16 protein-coding genes and 1 riboswitch are annotated in these 18,818 nt (G+C 39.4%); of the genes, 8 read left to right on the top strand and 8 right to left on the bottom strand.

Going from position 1 to position 18,818, the window contains the following annotated elements:
* The first annotated feature begins 99 nt into the window (after positions 1-99).
* A complete protein-coding gene (locus tag AC3WR0_RS15300) occupies positions 100-351 on the top strand; it encodes a transposase (protein WP_492553121.1) in 252 nt (83 codons plus the stop codon).
* Positions 352-465: 114 nt separating this feature from the next.
* Here the strand turns inward: AC3WR0_RS15300 and AC3WR0_RS15295 are convergent, their stop codons facing one another.
* The 5 genes from AC3WR0_RS15295 to coaW form a co-directional block, all read right to left on the bottom strand.
* Positions 466-2,697 (bottom strand): HAMP domain-containing sensor histidine kinase, encoded by a 2,232-nt coding sequence (locus tag AC3WR0_RS15295; protein WP_492553116.1) that lies wholly within the window; start codon positions 2,695-2,697, stop codon positions 466-468.
* Positions 2,675-3,367, bottom strand: coding sequence for a response regulator transcription factor (locus tag AC3WR0_RS15290; protein WP_492553115.1), 693 nt, complete (start codon positions 3,365-3,367; stop codon positions 2,675-2,677). Before AC3WR0_RS15290 ends, AC3WR0_RS15295 begins: the two co-directional genes overlap by 23 nt.
* An 871-nt stretch (positions 3,368-4,238) precedes the next feature.
* Positions 4,239-5,927: a methyl-accepting chemotaxis protein gene (locus tag AC3WR0_RS15285; RefSeq protein WP_492553114.1), complete on the bottom strand. Its 1,689-nt coding sequence runs from the start codon at positions 5,925-5,927 to the stop codon at positions 4,239-4,241.
* 105 nt (positions 5,928-6,032) lie between these two features.
* Positions 6,033-6,119, bottom strand: a riboswitch (cyclic di-GMP riboswitch).
* Positions 6,120-6,523: 404 nt separating this feature from the next.
* Positions 6,524-8,410, bottom strand: a complete 1,887-nt coding sequence (gene selB / locus AC3WR0_RS15280) for a selenocysteine-specific translation elongation factor (protein WP_492553113.1) — start codon at positions 8,408-8,410, stop codon at positions 6,524-6,526.
* 69 nt (positions 8,411-8,479) lie between these two features.
* Positions 8,480-9,280 (bottom strand): type II pantothenate kinase, encoded by an 801-nt coding sequence (coaW, locus tag AC3WR0_RS15275; protein WP_492553112.1) that lies wholly within the window; start codon positions 9,278-9,280, stop codon positions 8,480-8,482.
* Positions 9,281-9,462: 182 nt separating this feature from the next.
* Between coaW and AC3WR0_RS15270 the strand changes: the two genes are divergently transcribed.
* Positions 9,463-9,723, top strand: a complete 261-nt coding sequence (locus AC3WR0_RS15270; RefSeq protein ID WP_492553111.1) for a hypothetical protein — start codon at positions 9,463-9,465, stop codon at positions 9,721-9,723.
* Between the two features lie 223 nt (positions 9,724-9,946).
* Positions 9,947-11,251 carry an Nramp family divalent metal transporter gene (locus AC3WR0_RS15265; protein ID WP_492553110.1) on the top strand — a complete coding sequence of 435 codons (1,305 nt, stop codon included), beginning with the start codon at positions 9,947-9,949 and terminating at the stop codon, positions 11,249-11,251.
* Between the two features lie 92 nt (positions 11,252-11,343).
* On the opposite strand, the gene AC3WR0_RS15260 is transcribed toward AC3WR0_RS15265, so the two are convergent.
* Both AC3WR0_RS15260 and AC3WR0_RS15255 read right to left on the bottom strand, forming a co-directional pair.
* Positions 11,344-11,655 carry a hypothetical protein gene (locus AC3WR0_RS15260; protein WP_492553109.1) on the bottom strand — a complete coding sequence of 104 codons (312 nt, stop codon included), beginning with the start codon at positions 11,653-11,655 and terminating at the stop codon, positions 11,344-11,346.
* A gap of 192 nt (positions 11,656-11,847) precedes the next feature.
* Positions 11,848-12,297 carry a GNAT family N-acetyltransferase gene (locus AC3WR0_RS15255; RefSeq protein ID WP_492553108.1) on the bottom strand — a complete coding sequence of 150 codons (450 nt, stop codon included), beginning with the start codon at positions 12,295-12,297 and terminating at the stop codon, positions 11,848-11,850.
* A 141-nt stretch (positions 12,298-12,438) separates the two neighbouring features.
* Here AC3WR0_RS15255 and AC3WR0_RS15250 point away from each other — a divergent pair, with 141 nt between their 5' ends.
* Together AC3WR0_RS15250 and bacA are read left to right on the top strand one after the other, a co-directional pair.
* Positions 12,439-13,197: a MerR family transcriptional regulator gene (locus AC3WR0_RS15250; protein ID WP_492553107.1), complete on the top strand. Its 759-nt coding sequence runs from the start codon at positions 12,439-12,441 to the stop codon at positions 13,195-13,197.
* A gap of 146 nt (positions 13,198-13,343) precedes the next feature.
* The gene (bacA, locus tag AC3WR0_RS15245; RefSeq protein ID WP_027323930.1) at positions 13,344-14,123 is read left to right on the top strand and encodes an undecaprenyl-diphosphate phosphatase; all 780 of its coding nucleotides are present in this window, start codon (positions 13,344-13,346) and stop codon (positions 14,121-14,123) included.
* Positions 14,124-14,161: 38 nt separating this feature from the next.
* On the opposite strand, the gene AC3WR0_RS15240 is transcribed toward bacA, so the two are convergent.
* Positions 14,162-16,039 carry an MASE3 domain-containing protein gene (locus tag AC3WR0_RS15240; RefSeq protein ID WP_492553106.1) on the bottom strand — a complete coding sequence of 626 codons (1,878 nt, stop codon included), beginning with the start codon at positions 16,037-16,039 and terminating at the stop codon, positions 14,162-14,164.
* A gap of 300 nt (positions 16,040-16,339) precedes the next feature.
* Between AC3WR0_RS15240 and AC3WR0_RS15235 the strand changes: the two genes are divergently transcribed.
* The 3 genes from AC3WR0_RS15235 to AC3WR0_RS15225 are packed head-to-tail and all read left to right on the top strand — an operon-like array spanning position 16,340 to position 18,711.
* Positions 16,340-17,281, top strand: coding sequence for a heme-dependent oxidative N-demethylase family protein (locus tag AC3WR0_RS15235; protein ID WP_492553105.1), 942 nt, complete (start codon positions 16,340-16,342; stop codon positions 17,279-17,281).
* Entirely contained in the window at positions 17,278-17,730 is a 453-nt protein-coding gene (locus tag AC3WR0_RS15230; RefSeq protein WP_492553104.1) for a dimethylamine monooxygenase subunit DmmA family protein, read from the top strand. Before AC3WR0_RS15235 ends, AC3WR0_RS15230 begins: the two co-directional genes overlap by 4 nt.
* A gap of 24 nt (positions 17,731-17,754) precedes the next feature.
* On the top strand, positions 17,755-18,711 hold the full coding sequence (locus AC3WR0_RS15225; protein ID WP_492553103.1) for a PDR/VanB family oxidoreductase: 957 nt from the start codon (positions 17,755-17,757) through the stop codon (positions 18,709-18,711).
* The last annotated feature ends 107 nt before the right edge of the window (positions 18,712-18,818 follow it).

Raw genomic sequence — 18,818 nt, 5'->3', positions numbered from 1 at the left:
AAGCCTACAAAAGGAGGCTGTAATGGGTGTCCATTCGCCAAAAAACCCGGGGAAGACCGCATATTGCGAATATCTATACACCAGTAAGTATATGACAAACTGCACGAACAGCGACTCTCGTACCGTGGAAAAATATTAAAGTTGGTCCGGCCGGCAACCATTGAATTAAGTTTCGCGCATAGTAAAGAACTCCACGGTTTACGCTATGCGCGTTACCGTGGAGTTTCAAAAGTGATGACCCAAGTTTTGATGACTGCCATCATTCAAAACTTGAAAAAGTGGACCAAACTCCGATCGTTACAGAATATTGGTCTACACCTCACATATAAAATTATAGAGGATTCCATTTAATCCTTCAAATTCACTATACAAAAAAAATAATGAAATCCTGAAAATTCACAGGATTTCATTGACAAATTCGTTTTTCAACAATATGGGACCTTTTCAAAGGTCCTTTCACTTTGGTTATTTTGCTTCTTTTTTTAGGATAATGGAGACTTTAAACAAATCGCCGTCTGCCTCTATCGCCATTACACCTCCATGAAGATCAACAATTGACTGGGCTATCGCAAGCCCTAAGCCGGAACCATCGGTATGGCGGGATTTATCTCCGCGTTTAAATCGCTCAAAAAGCTCATCGACATTCTCGCTCAATTCGTATTTAGAGACATTTTTAAAGGTGATGATCGCTTCATCTTCCGCTGTTTTTAAGGTGATATAAACACGCGAATTTTCAAAAGAATACTTGAAAATATTTTGTATTAAGTTATCAAAAACACGCCAAAGCTTTTGTCCGTCCACTAGGGAGTAAACCGGTTCATCTGGGACTGTCAGACGAATTTGCAGATTTGAAGGGCTATCATGTTCAGCAAGTGCCTGGTTCAATAGTTCCACCAGGTTGATTTTTTCCTTTGTAAGTTCCATATTCCCACTTGCCATCTTGGATACCTCAAATAAATCATCTATTAAGATCTTGAGGCGTTTTGATTTACGGTCAATTATATCCAAGTATGCCACCCGGTCTTCCGTTGCTATATCATTGGCTTTTAATAGTTCTGTATAAGTAATAATAGAAGTTAATGGTGTTCTAAGATCGTGGCTGACATTTGTGATCAGCTCAGTCTTCAGTCTCTCACTCTTCGCGAATTCCGTTTGCGATTTTTTCACACCTTGTTTCAACTCATTAATATTTCCAGCAAGAATTGATAAGACGGACTTTCCAGAAACGGGCAGGTCCGGGCCAATCCTTCCTGCTGCAAGCTCGTTGGTTTTTTGAATAATAGAATTAAAATATCCAGCCTTTTTTACGGTCAATAGAAAAATAGGTGTTCCTATGAAAAGCAGAAGTAAAACATAAAACATCAAAACCGGTATATTAGCTGCTGTTGCGAAAATAGCTATTGCCAGACTGATGAAAAATACCACTGTAACACTAAGGAGAAGCTGAGTGCCAAAGGATTGATTCGAAAACGCATCCTGAAGGCTTTCCTTTGTATGGTGGATGGAGCCCTTCATTTTATGCCAACCTTTGCTGACTAACCCTCTTTCCCATTCCTTTTTAACATTTGACCAATCTTTTAATTCATCTGCAATCAGCTTTCCCTGCAGGATGGCGAGTGACATGAAGATGGCGCCAAATATGATGCCTGTAAGAACATCCGGAATGAACTGATAAGGGTATTCATTTAAATTAAGAACTTGATCGGTAATAACGAACAAAAAGAGAATGGTGCCAATGGCCGAGATTCCAAAAAGAACTGTCCTTGAATCAATAGGAAGCTTATTATAATAGGGCCTCCATTTTTCAATGGTTAGAGGTATTACTTTAGAGCGTCTGCCCAGAAAAATGCTAAGTACCAGCGCCAAAACACTCGCTCCAGTATAGATGAGTAAAAATAGCTGCTTCGTTTTATAGTTATGATAATCCTGTATTACCCTGCTTTCTAAGGGTGCAGATTTAGAAACGCCAATCCATCCATCAAATGTTCCTGTATCATTTGGAAGCAGCTCCTGGCCATCAATTGTGATGGTCACATTAGAAAAGGCATTAGCGGTATAGTGAGTAATAGATAGCATATTTTTGTTATTCATATAATCACTAGGTGAGTCATCATCCGAAATATTTAAATTGGTATATAGTTTATCAGTCTCACTATTTTTTAAATAATATTTAAAAGCTCTTTTTAGCTGAAGAAACTGCGGGCGGCTGCTTTCTCTTTCTGCAAAGTAATCATCAAGCTTCTTTTCTTTTTCCTTTATAATCTTTTCCTTCACATAGTCCTCATCTTGAAAGTTCCTGGTAATGTCAGCTATTTTTTTGTCTCTTTCCGTTCTGTATGTATCCGCTGAAACCTGGTCTTTTGCCGCTTGAGCTTCCTCAATCTTTGAATCATATTGGCTCTTTATATTAATAATCTGATCGGTTAAATTTCCATAACGATTCCGATACTCTTCAATTTCATCTTTTGAAACAGTAATAGACTTTTTAGCATCATTCTTTGTCGTCTCATTTAATTCAAACTCTTTAAGGTAGGAGCCAAATTCCTCCTGTAGCGCCTGGAAATTTGGGGTTTTAAAATAATCCGGCTGCATATACTTTGTGCCATTGGCTATAAAAGTAAAGACACCGCTTAAACCAAAAGTAAACAGCACTGCCAGAAAAGCCAAGTTCCATCTATTTTTCCATCTTGTACCCAATACCCCACACCACCTTTAAAAATCTTGGATTTTTCGGATCAATTTCAATTTTTTCGCGTATTTTCCTAATATGGACAGCCACTGTATTTTCAGCGTTATAGCAGGATTCCTTCCAGACCAGCTCATAGATTTCATTAATGGAGAACACCCTGCCAGCATTTTTCATAAGCAGTTCAACTATCTTATATTCGATTGGTGTAAGCTTTACCGGCTCTCCATGAACCCTTACCTCTTTTGCAGCCTGGTCGAGTGACAGACCGTTTAAGTCAATCGTTTTTGAAAAACCTTCATATGTACCTAGTGCAACATATCTGCGAAGCTGAGATTTAACCCGTGCAACGAGTTCCATTGGATTGAATGGTTTTGTTACATAGTCATCCGCCCCTACCTGCAATCCCAATATCTTATCGGTATCCTCGCTTTTTGCGCTTAAAATAATGATCGGTATATTTTGCTTCTCCCTAATTTTAAAGGTCGCCGATATTCCATCCAGACGGGGCATCATCACATCCAGAATAATAAGATGCACCTTATGTTCATCCAATATTTCCAGTGCTTCTATTCCGTCTCCTGCTTTTAATACCGTAATTCCTTCATTTTTCAAATAAATTTCGATAGCATCCCGAATCTCTTTTTCATCATCCACGACAAGTACAAAATATGGATTCATCTTGAAACCTCCCTTCCTTTCCTTCGATAAATCTATAGTAACCAACGAATCTTAACATTCACTCTGCAAAAATCTTAAGAATTTCTTAAGATTGACAGAAAAGCGTAAGCGACTGTTTAGGGGCGACAAGAATAAGAAGAGTCGGAGAGAAGGTTGCTCTTTAACCTTCCGACGGGTTGGCTTATGACCTCGATCCTAGGCGCTGAAGCTAGACAAACTTTAAAGTTTTCAATATAGTAATTAGATTCGATACTGGAAACTTTATTCCTTTTTTGGGAACATACAAAAGAACTGCCCAAATGAGGTGACCCCCAAAAGGACAGTTCTTTTAAATCTAATGACCTGGAATCCCGAACTCCTTACGGCTACAGACTCGTGCATTTACACGAATTTTCGTGCATAAGCCGATTAGGTCATGCATTTTGAGTCAAACTCGTGCATTCCCTTTTAAAAAACATGCATTCCTTGCTCGAAATCGTGCATTTCCATCTTGAAATCGTGCATTTCCTATTAAAAATAGTGCATTTCTTTTAAAAATTCGTGCATTTCTTTTTAAAATTCGTGCATTTCTTTCACGTCGTTTTTCATTTCCTTTAAAAAAGCTTTGTTTCTATTAAAAGTTCTTCGTTTCTTTCAAAAATTTCTTCAATTCCTCTAAAAAGTTCTTCAATTCCTCTAAAAAGTTCTTCATTTCTTCTAAAAATCTTCATTTCTTTTAAAAAGTTCTACGTTTTTTTCAAAAATTTCTTCAATTCCTCTAAAAAGTTCTTCGTTTCTATCGAAAAGTTCTTTATCTCTATCAAAATCCCCCTTCAAGATCGGCCGTAAGGGTTCGGCCCGGTAAAAAAGAAGGCTTTGACAGCCTTCTTTTTTAAATTCTAAATTTCCCGATTAGCTCCTGCAGTTCTACTGCCATATTGGTTAGTGAATTCGCTGAAGCTGTAATTTCCTCCATACTTGCAAGCTGTTCCTGCGCAGAGCTGGAAACCATTTGGCTGGCAGTTGCCGATTCCTCTGAAATTTTTGAGATGGTGTCCATATTTCCTGCTATTTGTTCTGCACCTGCCGCCATTTGCTGCGTGGCCGAAGATACGTCCACAATCTGAGAGGCAACCTGTTCTACAGAGAGTTGAATCTGTTTGAATGATGTTCCGGTATGGTCTACAGCTTTAATTCCTTCCTCTACTTTCCGCGTTGTAAGCGTCATCGAGTTAACAGCATGATCTGTCTCGGATTGAATTAATTGAATTAATCCCGCAATTTGGCGGGCTGAAGCAGCAGACTGTTCGGCAAGCTGCCTTACCTCGTCTGCCACCACCGCAAATCCTTTCCCCTGTTCTCCCGCCCTTGCCGCTTCTATTGCAGCATTCAACGCAAGGAGGTTGGTTTGGGAGGCGATGCCTGTTATTACGTCTACAATTTGTCCAATTTGCTTGGAACGTTCTCCAAGTCCTTTAACAACTTGGTTTAAGTCAGTGACCGTTTTATTGATTTCTCCCATTTGCTGAACGGCATCACGAACAGCTTCTCCGCCAAGCTGGGCAGCCTCAGAAGTTTCTCCCATATGGTCTGAAACATTTTGAGCGCTTGCTGCAATTTGACGGACGCCAATGGTCATTTCATTTACTGCATTAGAGCTTTCATCCAGGCTGCTAACCTGTTTTTCTGCTCCAGCAGCCACATCCTGGAGGGACATCGTAACCTGTTCAGTTGCTCTGGCAGTTTGATCTGCACTAGCCATTAACTCTTCAGCGGAAGCAGCTACCTGTTCAGATGTGGACGACACATGACGGATTAATTGGCGAAGATTCTCGCCCATACTATTAAATGAGTTCGCCAGCTGGCCAATTTCATCATTGTTCTTAATTTTAATAAAATCAACAGTAAGATCTCCGCCAGCAATTTGTTCAGCAACAACGGCCATTCTCTTAACCGGGCGGGAGATGACCCTGCTGATAGAATAGGCAACAACCAGACCAACAGCCAGAGAAATAATACCAATCAGGAGCATCCAAAATTGAGTAGCTTTAGTTCCCTCTTCTACTGCGTTACGTTGGCTTGCTAGCATACTGTTTTGATAATTAATAAATTCATCTGACTTTGCAGCAAACTTTTCCACTACTGGAGGGGTTTCAATAGAAACGATAGTAGTATACGCTCTCGTGTTATTTTCGTCTTTCAAATTGAAAGCTCTTTCCATTAAGTCATCATATTCTTTATTTATTTCAATAATTTCCTTAAGAAGCTTTTTGCCTTTAGCTGTTTTAAGTTTAGCATCTAATTCTTTGCTCGATTTTTGAAATTCCTTTTGCAAGTCTTGAAAACTGAGTTTATCTTCAAGATTTCCTGTTAAAAGATAGCCTCTTCCAGCGACCTGGCGTTCCCTAACGGCTATAACCATATCCTTTGCACGAAGCACCTTATCAACCCGGTCCTGTAATAAGTTTTCATAAGAATCATTTACTCTCGAAATCTCGTAAAAACCAAGTGAGATAATAACTCCCATCAGGATTAAAATAGCCAAAAAACCACTGTACAACTTTCTGCTGATTGTAACCAATAAAACCATTCCCTTTCTGTCTGTTCCTTGCTGTTATATATTATTTAAAAAACTTAAATCCACACTAAAAAGCCATCCCAAAAAGAATAGCTTCATCCGAAACTATTCGGCATGCTGGCTGGCATAGACAAATTCCCCTTAGCCCCTATAGCTTTGCGCCGCTGCCTTTAGACAGGTTTGCCTTTTTCTAGTTCATTATTTAATTTATGTCATTTTTATAGTCCTTTTTTCACAGACAATTGTAATTATAACATTTACCAAAAAGAATACAATATTGGATAGTGAGGAAAAAACCTCCACTTTATAGCATAGTGTTGTGTTTTAGGATTTACGGCTAAGCCTTCATAGAAAACATGGCATTCGCCAAGCCCTTTTGGCGGAGCGCTAGTTTGTTTATCACGGCACATCCTCAAAAAGGCTCCTTCGTACGATGTTAAACTAACTATGTCTTTCTTGTACTGTGCTTTTCGCCTGACTAGGCTTCCTAAAAAATCTCCTTGTTTAAACTGACGAAGTCTTCCTTTTCCTGTCCTCGTGGCTTAATAAAATTGGTAAACTTAAAAAAGCAGGGCCGCTATCGGGCCCTGCCTTAATCCTTATTTCTGTATCCATACTCGCTTACTTTCAGCGCGTTTTGTTAGGCCATTCGCATCAAGACGCTCAAGAAAAGGAATCATGTATTTTCGTGACAGTCCAAGAATTTCCTTGGCATCTCCCACTTCAAATTCACTTCCTGTTCCCTTCTTAAGGTCCGCAACCGCCTTTTCAAAAATAGCTCCATGATAGGCAAATTGCTCATCAAGCAAGACAACAAGACCCTCATCCTCGAGGAGCTTTCTTAGATCCCAAGTCAAATTGTCCGGGATTCCTGCCTTCGTAAAATAATCCTGAATATAACGTACCTGAAGTCCATCCTTTTTAAGTTCCTCAACGAGGTTTTCAGAACGCTTTTGCCAGTTTTTTGGGACGTGCGGAGTAAAGCTCGCAAGCGATACAAACTGTCCTTTTCTTGCAAAAACTCCTCGGCTAATCCCATTTTCGACTACATAATCAAGTAAGGATTTTGGGAACCTTTTTTGCATAGACTGCAGGAGCTCTGCCTTATTTAAACCAGTTTTCATTGAATTAGCCAAATGAAACTCCTGAATCCTATCGTAAATATCCTCCTCAATCGCATGGACTAAGGAACCTAGAGTGTACTCTTTTCCGTTATATAAAACGAAATCCTCATCCTGCAAATGCTGCCGGAGAACCTCCTCATCAAGCGCTGTCCGCTTAATTAATTCGGATAGCTGAAGGCTTTTTTCTTCATATAAAGCAGCGGAAATTCGTTCCTTTGGTGATCCTTCCTTTTTCTTGCCTAGTTCTTCAATGGTCTGCTCCCCAAATCGGTACTTATTCCCACGTGGGTCAATCACCCATCCGCCTCCGATGGTTTCCTGCGGGCTTGGGCGTCTGAGGATAAACCTGTCGCCACGCTTAGTGAGAATTTCTTCCTCAAGCCTCAGCTGACATAGGATTTCCCCATTTTCTTCCTTGAGTTCATTCCGGTCGAAAAAGACAATTCGGCCCATCACCTCTGCTGTTCCTATATGAAGCTTTATTGGCATCCGCTGCTTAATGATATGCTCTAGGTCCTCAACCACTCTTATCGCAACATCTACCGTTTTAGTCACAATAAAATGTTCGGATGACACCAGTACGTCTCCCCGTTCGAGCTCCTCGCGGGAAATCCCGGAAAGATTAATGGCAGCACGCTGGCCTGCATAGGCTTTTTGTGCTGGTTTATGATGTACCTGCAGCTGCCTGGCCCTGACTTCGATGTTTCTAGGCATAATCGTCAGAGCCTGCCCCTCCTCTACCGAGCCTTCATATACGGTACCGCGAACGACCGTCCCCTGGCCTTTTACAGTAAAAACCTGATCAATTGGCAGACGGAAAGCTCCCTTGGCATCTCGCATTTCCTGCTCTTTTAACGTATTGATAATCAGGTTACGTATCTCTTCTATCCCTCTTTTCGAGAGGCTATCAACCATTACAAATGGGGCTTCTTCGAAAACGGTGCCTTCTAACTCTGAATATATATCTTCCTTCACGAGTTCAATAAATTCTTCTTCCACCCTGTCAATTTTGGTAATGGCTACAATACCTTTTTTTATTCCAAGGAAACCGAGAATATCAAGGTGCTCACGTGTTTGTGGCATGACACCCTCGTCAGCTGCTACCACCAGAACAACCAGGTCAATGCCTGCTACACCCGCAATCATTTGCCTGATAAAGCGTTCGTGCCCTGGCACATCAATAACTGAAATTTGTAGCTCCTCATCCTCATATAAAGGGGCAAATCCAAGTTCAATAGAAATTTGCCGCTCTTTCTCTTCTTTTAAACGGTCCGTATCGACGTTGGTTAATGCCTTTGTCAATGAGGTTTTTCCATGGTCAATATGGCCGGCCATTCCGATTGTAAAATAGCGTTTATCCAATTCAGCCACCTACTTAATTCTGTCTCCTACTACTGTAGCCCTAAATCCTTCTTTCTTCAAGATACTTTTCTAAAGGCTCAGCAGAGCACCATAGGCACCGCAGAATTCACCCTTTTCCAGAAAGTGAGGGGTAAGTCTAAGCATCTCCGTATACGATTCAAGACTATTTTTTAAAGCTGAATTTCCACTAAGAGTACTGCCAATATAGACAATATCTTTCACATGATGGATAGCTGCTGCCTGGAGGCTTATTAAAACAATATTTTCGGCAATCATATTGGATAAGGATGCTATAAGATCCTCCTTAGAAGGTGAGCCTTTTGATACCTTCGCAAAATTGGCTGCTGTTAAATCTGCCCCAATCGGCGGTTCTTCTCCTTCATAAATATCCTTTACGAGTAAGTCTGCTTTCCCCTTATTGCCCAAGGCAGCAAGTTCTGAAAGCTGGTGAAACCCTTCTTCTTTTGCCAGCAGGGACCCAAGCCCCATAAATGCTCCACCGCCAAGCCCACTGCCAAGGATTCGTTCGGATTCGCTGCCTTTAATATGGTACCAGGAGGTTCCTGTACCGATATTTACAAGTAAATATGGAGCCTGTAATTCCTTTTTTTCTTCCATTAAAAGAAACCGGGCTCCATCGCATGTTGCCTGAAACTCCTCGACCATAATTGCATCATGAAAAAGTTGCTTTTGAAGCTGATGGGCCTTCCCACCTGTCAAAGCTATCCTCGCGATAGGCGCAGTCATTTTTAGCCACGACATCACACTTTCTAATTCATCAAGCGGATACATTTTTAAATGATATTTGCCATTCTCTTCAACTGCAATCTTAATTAAAGTTCCTCCTGCATCAATTCCCAGCTTTTGCATCAGTATTCCTCCTCGTCTTTTGACTAAAAGAGCGTACTTCCTACATGTTTTATTTGATTTTCAATCTCTAATTTCCTGCCTATTCTTTCACGATTCCTTCACAAAAGTCCGGTTCACATACCCTGGTTTCATGTTACCTTGAACAAAAGAAGAAAAAATTCATCCCAAAAGGAAGAAAAAATATGAAAAAACTCTTAATATTATTTTTAGCTGTGTTTACAATCCTTTCAGGCTGTCAAAAGGAAGCGGAAAAAACCAAAACCACTTCGTCTAAAGTGAATGCAGGTGAAAAGAAAGAAACCCATGTAAGCAGTTTAAAAACTTCTTTCGCATATCCTCAATTATTAGCTGATAAGGCTGGCCATTATTCCCTTTTAACAGTTGGGACAACGGCCGGTTCCTCCATTGAAACAAATGAAGCTATTTCAGAAGCAGTAAAATGAACCCAGACTCCGGTCTGGGTTTCATTTTGTTTTTAACCACAAATATCAAGTTGAAAAATATGTCAATAAAAAAATTTATGCAGGCGTTAGAATCATTTAGCACAAATCAGTTCACAAAACATCAAATATAAAATATAATATTATTATAAAGTTGCACTAAGGAAACTTTTATTGACACAGTAAAGAATTAAGCGTCCAAGCAAAAGAGAGAGGATGAGAAACTATGAGTAAATCCAATTCTGTTGCTGTTGACAGCACACAGACCGCATCAAGCAAGACGGTCGCGGCCGCAAGGGACGCTATAAATGGAAAAATTACGGGATTTAAGGCACTACTGCCTTTCCTGGGACCAGCGTTTATTGCTTCCATTGCTTACGTTGACCCCGGGAACTTTGCCACTAATATACAAAGCGGTGCCAAGTTTGGCTATAAAATGCTCTGGGTTATTGTTTTAGCCAACCTAATGGCAATGCTGTTGCAAAACATGTCTGCAAAATTAGGGATTGCAACAGGTAAAAACCTTCCTGAGATCTGCAGGGAGAATATGCCAAAATGGCTGACCTATATCATGTGGGTTGTATCAGAGCTGGCAGCAATGGCTACGGATATAGCAGAGTTTTTAGGAGCAACACTCGCATTAAATTTACTTTTCGGTATACCAATGATTGTTGCTACCATCATAACAGGAATAGTTACTTACTTGATTTTAATGCTCGAACGTTTCGGGTTCAGACCAATGGAAAAATTTATAGCTGCGTTTGCTGCATTGATTGGATTGTGCTATGTAGGCGAAACAATCCTCTCACAGCCGAATTTTTCACAAATAGCGTATCACAGTGTTGTACCATGGCTTGGCAATAACCAAAGCATACTGCTCGCTGTTGGGGTAATTGGAGCAACTGTTATGCCCCATGCGATATACCTTCATTCGAGCCTGACACAGGGACGGATTGTACCAAGAAATGATATGGAAAAGCTGAAAATCCATAAATTCAGCACAAAAGAAATTTTAATTGCTATGACATTAGCCGGATTTGTAAACTTATCCATGATGTATATGGCAGCGTCAGTCTTTAATACAAGCGGAAACAGTAATGTCGGTGACCTGACAACTGCCTATCATACCTTAACGCCATTGCTTGGTTCGGCGGCTTCAAGCGTATTTCTTATCTCCCTGCTTGCCTCTGGTCTTTCAAGTTCCGTGGTCGGTACGATGGCCGGCCAGGTAATTATGCAGGGCTTCGTCGGATTTACCATACCTGTATGGGTTCGCCGCTTGGTAACAATGGCTCCTACCTTCGTGATAGTAGCTATTGGCCTGGACCCGACAATGACATTGGTAGTCAGCCAGGTTGTGCTAAGCATTGTCCTTCCTTTCCCAGTCATTGCATTGATTTATTTTTCAAGGAAAAAGGAACTGATGGGAGTTCTCACCAACAAGCCGCATATTACCATACTCTCTTGCCTTATTGCGGTAGTGATTCTTTCCCTAAACATGTGGCTCATCTATCAAACCTTCTTCTCATAAGAGGAAGTAAAATTCAGAAAAACCGGGCATTCGAGAAAAAACACGTCTCTTTCCACCGAGACGTGTTTTTCTTTTACTATATTAACAACCTATTAACCTGGCATATTTTGCCTAACAGCCGGCTCACAATAAATACAAACTTCCTCATCATTAATGGTTGTTAGGTCTGCTTTATTGTATTCCACCCCGCACTGTGAGCAAACCGCCATTTTATCCGTATCATCGTCTAGATCATCTGGCAGTGCATCATTTACGACTATCGCTTCAACCCAAATCCCTGTAGAATTTGGCATTTCATTATTTAAATATTTAGCGGCGGCTTCTTCTGTTTCCCATAAGCCTAAGTCATATAGAAACTCATTGCCGTTTCCAGTGTCAGTCATTAAACCGTATAGAATTTTCATACAGTTTTTCCCCTCTCTAATTTAGGAACTATAGTAAAAAAATGATTTGTTCTTAAATTAGCCTGTTTTTTTGGAATTCAAACCAGGGGCATTGTTAAAGCGTTAATAAATTTCCTTTTGTTTCCATTCAATTCTTTATTACCATACCAATATACTCACGATACCCTCTTTTTCCATTCCAAAAAAGACCATTCACTCTTTTTCAAGTATGCTGATATAAAAAGAAGGTGCTACTTCCCTCTCTTCTATCACTTGAAAACCGTTCTTTTTGTAAAGCATTAAGGCAGGGGAATTGTCACGGCCCGTTGATACTCTAAACCCTTTTGCTTTCAGGACAGATTCTTCAAGTTTACTGATTAAAGCCTGAGCAATTCCCCTTCGAAAATATCCTGGATGAACGATTAATTTGCAAATCGTTACACTCCCTTCTTCTTCAGTCCAGGAAATAGCTCCGCATAGTAACTCAGAACAAAAGAAGCCGAGAAATTTTTCTTTAGATTCTTTTAGCTCTTCAATCGATTCCTTCAAAGCTGGAATTTCATAAAAACCAATGCGTTCTGCTTCTACCTGATAGGAAGCTTTTTGAAGATCATATAACTCCTGAAGCAGTATAATGTCCGTTAAATCTAAAGATTTTATCATGATGTACTCCTTATAATTTGATTTTCAACTATTTCTTTTTTGATATGTAAAAAGCCTTCAAATATATAAAAAATATTTTTTTCACCTTGACTCTGACGTTATGTCATCCTTTACGATAAAGATGGAGGTGTTCAGTAGTATATGTTTAAAATCAAAGAGGTAGCAGAAATGGCAGGAGTGAGCGTACGAACTCTTCATCACTACCACCATATCGGACTGCTGCAGCCAGAATCGGTAACAACGGCCGGTTACCGTTTATATACCCACAAAAACCTGGAACGCCTTCAGCAAATATTATTTTTTAGGGAAATTGGCTTTGCGCTTGATGATATAAAATCTATTCTTGACCGTCCTGACTTTGATCGGCAGAGAGCCCTTCGTACTCATAAGGAGCTGCTGATGGAGAAAAAGGAACGGATTGAGAAAATGATTTTAACAGTAGAAAATACTCTTCAGGCAATGGAAGGGGATGAAAGAATGGAAAACGAGGAAATGTTCAAAGGATTTAATATGGAAGATATTAAAAAGCACCAGGAAAAATATGCTCACGAAGCACGTGAAAAGTATGGTAAAGAATTGGTGCAACAATCCGAGAAGCGGGTTGCACATTATAACCAAGATGACTGGACCGGAATTCAGTCAAAAATGAACGAATTATTCAGCTTTATTGCTTCAAGAATGAAGTTTGGGCCATCAGACCAGGATATCCAAACTGCGATAGGAGAATGGAGACAGTTCATTACCGATCATTTCTATGAGTGTACTCCGGAGATTTTCCGAGGACTTGGCGAGCTTTATGTAGCTGATCCCCGGTTTACTAAAAATATTAACAAATTCGGTGAAAATCTTGCTCCATTTTTACGTGAGGCTATTAATATTTATTGCGATAATTTAAAGTAAACGGAAGTACATCCGCTCGAAGCGGGTGTGCTTTTCGATTTTTTCGGCCATTTTCTTGCTTTTTTCATCCATTTTATATTTTCCTTTTTGGCTTTCTTCCCCTATAATTAATCTTTGTGAGTAATTATTAAAAGAAGGTGTAAAAAATGTCCGAACATATTATTGCGATCATCATGGGGATTGTTGAAGGGCTGACTGAATTCCTCCCTGTATCTTCCACTGGCCATTTAATTTTAACTGGTGAACTTTTGAATTTTACAGGTGACAAAGCAAAAACGTTTGAAATTGTTATCCAGCTTGGGTCTATTTGTGCTGTTATTGTCTTGTACTTTAAGAGATTACTTTCCTTATTTACTTTTAAGAAAAACGGACTTAATTTGCTTCATATCATCGTAGCGATGATTCCAGCTGTAATACTTGGACTTCTTTTTCATGATTTCATTAAAGATGTATTATTCTCCTACAAAACGGTAGCGATTACCCTAGTCCTGGGCGGTATTTTAATGATTTATGCTGAAAAGAAAAAACATCCCGTTACTTCTGAAAATCTAGACCAGATTACTTATAAACAAGCTTTCGGAATAGGACTTTTTCAATGCCTTGCCTTATTCCCTGGTTTCTCCCGCTCCGGCGCAACTATTGCCGGTGGTATCTTACTTGGAACCAACCATAAAACAGCGGCAGAGTTCTCATTCTTAGTAGCGGTTCCTATGATGATTGCGGCAAGCGGTCTCGATTTGATAAAGAGCGCTGACTCCCTTTCAGTAAATGATACTGGCCTCTTCCTTACAGGTTTTATCACTGCCTTTATCGTTGCTATGATGGCCATTGTCTTCTTCCTTAAGCTTTTAGCAAAAGTGAAATTGACTCCGTTTGCTATCTATCGTTTTGTTTTGGCCATTGCTGTCTGGGCTTTATTCTTTTAATCAAAAAACAAAAGCTGACTCTCCATGAGTCAGCTTTTTTAAATAGAAGCATGATGTATGGTTCCTTGTTCTTCGGAGTGTTTGTTTTCCATCGGAAGAAAAATCTTAAATTCGGTTCCCTTTCCTACCTGGCTTTTTATGTTGGTATATCCTCCATGAGCCTCAATAATCCGGTTGCACATCATTAAACCTAGCCCATGTCCCCCTTCTTTCATCGTAAAGAAAGGTTGTCCCAGTTTTTTAATTACTTCTTCCGGAATCCCTGTGCCTTCATCAACAAAAGAAATTTCATTATAGCCATTGTTTTTCTTAACGATTATGTAAAGATTGCCGCCATCCGGCATGGCTTCCAAAGCATTTTTAATAAGATTAATAAAAACCTGCTTAAGCTGATTTTTCTCACAGACCACTGGATAGTTTCCAGCACTGGCATATAAATGAACCGTAACACCTTTTAAAAGGGACTGTGGTTCCATAAAAGGAATAACTTCCTCAATAATCCCGTATGTATTTTCTTCTTTAAAAATTAATGCCTGCGGCCTGGCAATCGACATAAACTCATCTGTGATCATTTCAATTCGGTTCACTTCGGCGAGCATTAAATCGATAAACATTTTATTTCTGTCTCCTGCCTCAGGCTTAATTAACTGTAAAAACCCTTTTAGTGTGGTCAGAGGGTTTCTTACCTCGTGGGCAATTCCTGCTGCCAATTCACCAAGTATACCAAGCTTTTCATTATTTCTTACTGTTTCCTCCAAAACCTTCACTTTTGAAATATCCGTAACGGATCCAATCACTTCAATGACTTTTCCATCCTCGAAAACTGGCTTTAACAGAACATACAAGAAATATTCCCTATGTTTAATTTCAAAGGTAACCCTTTCTCCTTCCTCCCAGGCAATTCTGTATTTTTCCAGCAGGATCGGATAATTTTCAGGGATCACTTCCTGAGCCGATTTTCCATAGACCTCTTCCCGGGTGAGATGTAATTTTTCACGAAGCTCACCGTCAAACAAGGTATGTTTATACTCATTGCCCACTTTTATAATTTTAAAAATTAGTCCCTGCTGTTCCTTCATAATTATATTAAGTTCATGCCTTGCATCGGCTATTTTCATTTCGTTTCTTTTGTCAGCATCAATCTGGGAAAAATAATAGCCTTTCAAAATATAAAAATACCCAATCGCCCTGATTACATGCCCGGAAAAGTGCAAAGGACTATGAAGGCTGAGATATTGAGTAAAGATAAGTTCCGCAATAAGCATAAAGAAGAATGCGATCATAATATTTAAATAGATAACATCCTTGCTTTTTCTGTAATTTTTAAAGCTGACGAATATAGCGATTCCATTTAAAAATGCTACAAAATACTCCATTCCGTTTTTTAAGGGAGTCGTTCCTTTTCCTTCTATCACAAGAACCGGAAGCTTTTCTCCATATGAAAATACTCCAACCGCAACAAGGAGCACCAGCAGGATACTGCCTGCGAATAATGGAAGCCTGAGATCCTTTGACAATACTTTAGGGGAAATTAATAAAATAGAAACCAATAAAACAGCCTGGCTGATCCGGGCGGCAATCCAGAACCACGTACTATTAGTATCTGAACTTTCTTCTATAAAAAACGGCATGCCATGATAGGATAATGCATGCAGCAAATCGATTAATCCGACAGTTAAAAAAGTATAAGAGAGTAATAGCAACTGTAATGACTTCGTGTATGTAAACGTCTTCCAGCCATAGGTAAAGATAGAAAATGCGATAGAAATAGTAAAAAACTCTAAAATGGCATGAATCCCCGGGTAGCTTTTCACATTAATAGCTGAACTAATTTCTGCATGATAGATGATGACTATCGTTAATATAAATATTGATGCTGCAACTATTAAAACATTTTTCTTAAAAAACGATGACAATTCATTCACCTCTTATAGGTATAAGGTCTCATATATTATTATAATTGTAATTTTTATAAAAAAAATAAAAATTTACCGTCTCTGATTTTATTGCGGTTAGGATAGTAATAACCAGTTTATTTAATATCTTTACTTTTTGTAATAAGCTGAAATTAATACATTTTAATCGGGGGAGCCCTTCATAAATTTATTATACTAGAAATACATTATAGATTAAACTGAATCTTTAAAAGATATTGATGATTTATTTGTTTTTTGTATAGTATAAGTAGGTGAAAAATTCAGAAAACAGGTGAATATATGACATCTCATTTCTCTTTTCCTTATCCCTTTAGTGACAGTAACGTATATAAGTACTCTAATAATGCTTCCTTATTACATCCTCAGAACGGCATCGAGTTGACGGACCAGTATTTAGATGAAGTTTCTCTAAAAAGAGAACTGCTTACAACGCATCCTCAACGATGCTATTACTCAACCCCTCATACAATGGCTGCACAGTGGGAAATTGTTGACCTCATTATAAATAACCTCGTTACTTATTATCCTGATAAATTTGAATTAGAAAAGAAAGATGGGCAATGGATATTTTCAAACGTACTAACAAAAGAAACAGCTGCCTTTAAATTTGGTGACAGAACTACTCTTGAAACAGAGCCTTTAGATTTTATCGGCCGCCATGTTCAGGAAGATATAATTTTAATGATGCAGCGGGACAGTGATCTATTTTTAGATGCTGGTCAGCTATGCTTTCCAGCAAATTGGTCTTTGTATTTTAACTCGGGTATGAATTTTAAAGAAATACATTCACCCATTCCCGGCTTTCAGTCTGATTTCCTTGATAATCGAATCCTGCAATTTCTGATGAGAATGGAGGCGGGCTCTCCTTGGGGAAGAAAGAATTGGTCACTCATGGCAGGCAGCAGGCTGGATACCTCGCTTGAAACATTTTCAGAATGGGGTCAGGCCCGAAAGCAAGTAACAAAGGAAAATGCGGGACAACTCGTGCACTTTAGGGTAGAAGTTCAAAAGCTGTTTCGCCTTCCAAAAAGCAATGGAATATTATTCACCATTCATTCTCACATGCTTTCTTTAGAAAAATTCATTCAACAAACCCCTTGGCTGGAACAATTTTATGCGATTCTTCGTGAACTCCCTAAAGCGATTTATGACTATAAAGGGATTTCTCTTTATCGGGAACAGGTTCTTGATTATTTAGAAGAGGAATTGAAAAAAAGATGAAGGAGTTTTTATATTGCAAAGGTAAGAGGAAGTATATATTTTGTGCCGATTCAAAGGGGCCAGAGCATTTATATAATTTCGTCAAACAATTTACGGAAGATAAGGTACCATTTGATTTCATGATTATTGAAGATCAATCTGATTCTTTCCTTGAGCAGTGGTTCACCCAGCAAAGAATGGGAACATTTTTGTATTTATCCGGCGAGTGGCAATTTATAAATCGATTAAAAAAACTATCTTTGGAGGCAGGATTTTCTGAATATGAAATGCAAATAAACATAGTGGGTCCAATAAGTAAGAAGTTGGTTTGTTGTGAATGTTATGGAGTTAATGAATTCCATGACAATAATTCGCACATCACCTGTAACCATTGCGGAATCGGCCTGGAAGTTTCCAGCCATTATTCCCGCCGTTTGGAGGCCTATCTCGGCTATACATCGATATCATAATTTTCATGCTGGAGGAGCATTGGATTGAATTCAACATTACAAGTACGTGTTAGAAATATTATAAATGAGACTTCCACTATTAAAAGATTCAGCCTAGAGGCAAATGATCATTCTATGCTTCCATATTTTAGCGGCGGTTCTCATATTACAACCTTTTTACCATCTCCCTCAGGAATACTTGAAAGGCAATATTCTATTTTTAACATAGGTCCTGAGGCAGGGCTTTTTGAAATAGCTGTCCGTTTAGCAGATGGCTCAACAGGCGGCTCCCGATATTGGCATCAAAATGTTCAAGTGGGTGATGTATTATCTGTAAGCTACCCAAAGAATTACTTTCCGTTAAGCTTCCAGGCAAAACGTCATGTGTTTTATGCAGCAGGAATTGGTATTACTCCTTTCCTTTCCATGATGGCAGAGCTGGATGAAAAGAACAGTCCCTTTGAGCTTCATTTCGCAGCAAAGTCTAAAGAGCACTGCGGATTTTATGATTACATATCCAAGACCTATCCACATCAGAGCCACTTTTATTTTTCCAATGGCGATGATGCGAAGCGATTAACGCCCACTCAGCTTTTAGATCATCGAATCGGTACTCATGTGTATTTTTGCGGTCCCGAGAACCTGATTCAGGAGTTTGCAACAGCTGCAAAGTCCTTTGGTTATCCCTCCTTTAATATTCATCTAGAACGGTTTGCACCTCCACAAAAGAAGGATCAGCAGGCGTTCCAGGTAAAACTTAAAAGGAGTGGTAAACAGCTTGATATACCAGTCAATTCTTCTTTGCTAGAAGTACTACTTCAGCATGGAATCAGTGTTCCCTACTCATGCCGTGCGGGTGGCTGCGGTACCTGCGAAGTAAAAGTAGCAGAGGGGCAGATTAAACACTTCGACTCGTTTCTAACGGAAGAACAGCAATGTTCAAACCAAATGATGCTCAGCTGTGTATCCCGCGGGAAGGGAAGATTGGTCTTAGATCTATAATGAGTGGCGTTCTAAAAGTTATTTTGCCGTCATTATCCACTTATATTCTACTTAAAAATATCCCAAAATAAGCACTGTTGGCTCACTTAAACAAAGGGGTTGGTTAG

It is taken from the genome of Neobacillus sp. FW104-15D2, assembly GCF_058790155.1.
This window is presented reverse-complemented; position numbering and strand designations above follow the sequence as displayed.

Excerpts from the sequence above, each read along its gene's own strand:
- AC3WR0_RS15290 (WP_492553115.1), bottom strand. The coding sequence starts at position 3,367 with ATGAATCCATATTTTGTACTTGTCGTGGATGATGAAAAAGAGATTCGG.
- coaW (WP_492553112.1), bottom strand. The coding sequence starts at position 9,280 with ATGCAAAAGCTGGGAATTGATGCAGGAGGAACTTTAATTAAGATTGCA.
- AC3WR0_RS15270 (WP_492553111.1), top strand. The coding sequence starts at position 9,463 with ATGAAAAAACTCTTAATATTATTTTTAGCTGTGTTTACAATCCTTTCA.
- AC3WR0_RS15265 (WP_492553110.1), top strand. The coding sequence starts at position 9,947 with ATGAGTAAATCCAATTCTGTTGCTGTTGACAGCACACAGACCGCATCA.
- AC3WR0_RS15260 (WP_492553109.1), bottom strand. The coding sequence starts at position 11,655 with ATGAAAATTCTATACGGTTTAATGACTGACACTGGAAACGGCAATGAG.
- AC3WR0_RS15255 (WP_492553108.1), bottom strand. The coding sequence starts at position 12,297 with ATGATAAAATCTTTAGATTTAACGGACATTATACTGCTTCAGGAGTTA.
- AC3WR0_RS15250 (WP_492553107.1), top strand. The coding sequence starts at position 12,439 with ATGTTTAAAATCAAAGAGGTAGCAGAAATGGCAGGAGTGAGCGTACGA.
- bacA (WP_027323930.1), top strand. The coding sequence starts at position 13,344 with ATGTCCGAACATATTATTGCGATCATCATGGGGATTGTTGAAGGGCTG.
- AC3WR0_RS15235 (WP_492553105.1), top strand. The coding sequence starts at position 16,340 with ATGACATCTCATTTCTCTTTTCCTTATCCCTTTAGTGACAGTAACGTA.
- AC3WR0_RS15230 (WP_492553104.1), top strand. The coding sequence starts at position 17,278 with ATGAAGGAGTTTTTATATTGCAAAGGTAAGAGGAAGTATATATTTTGT.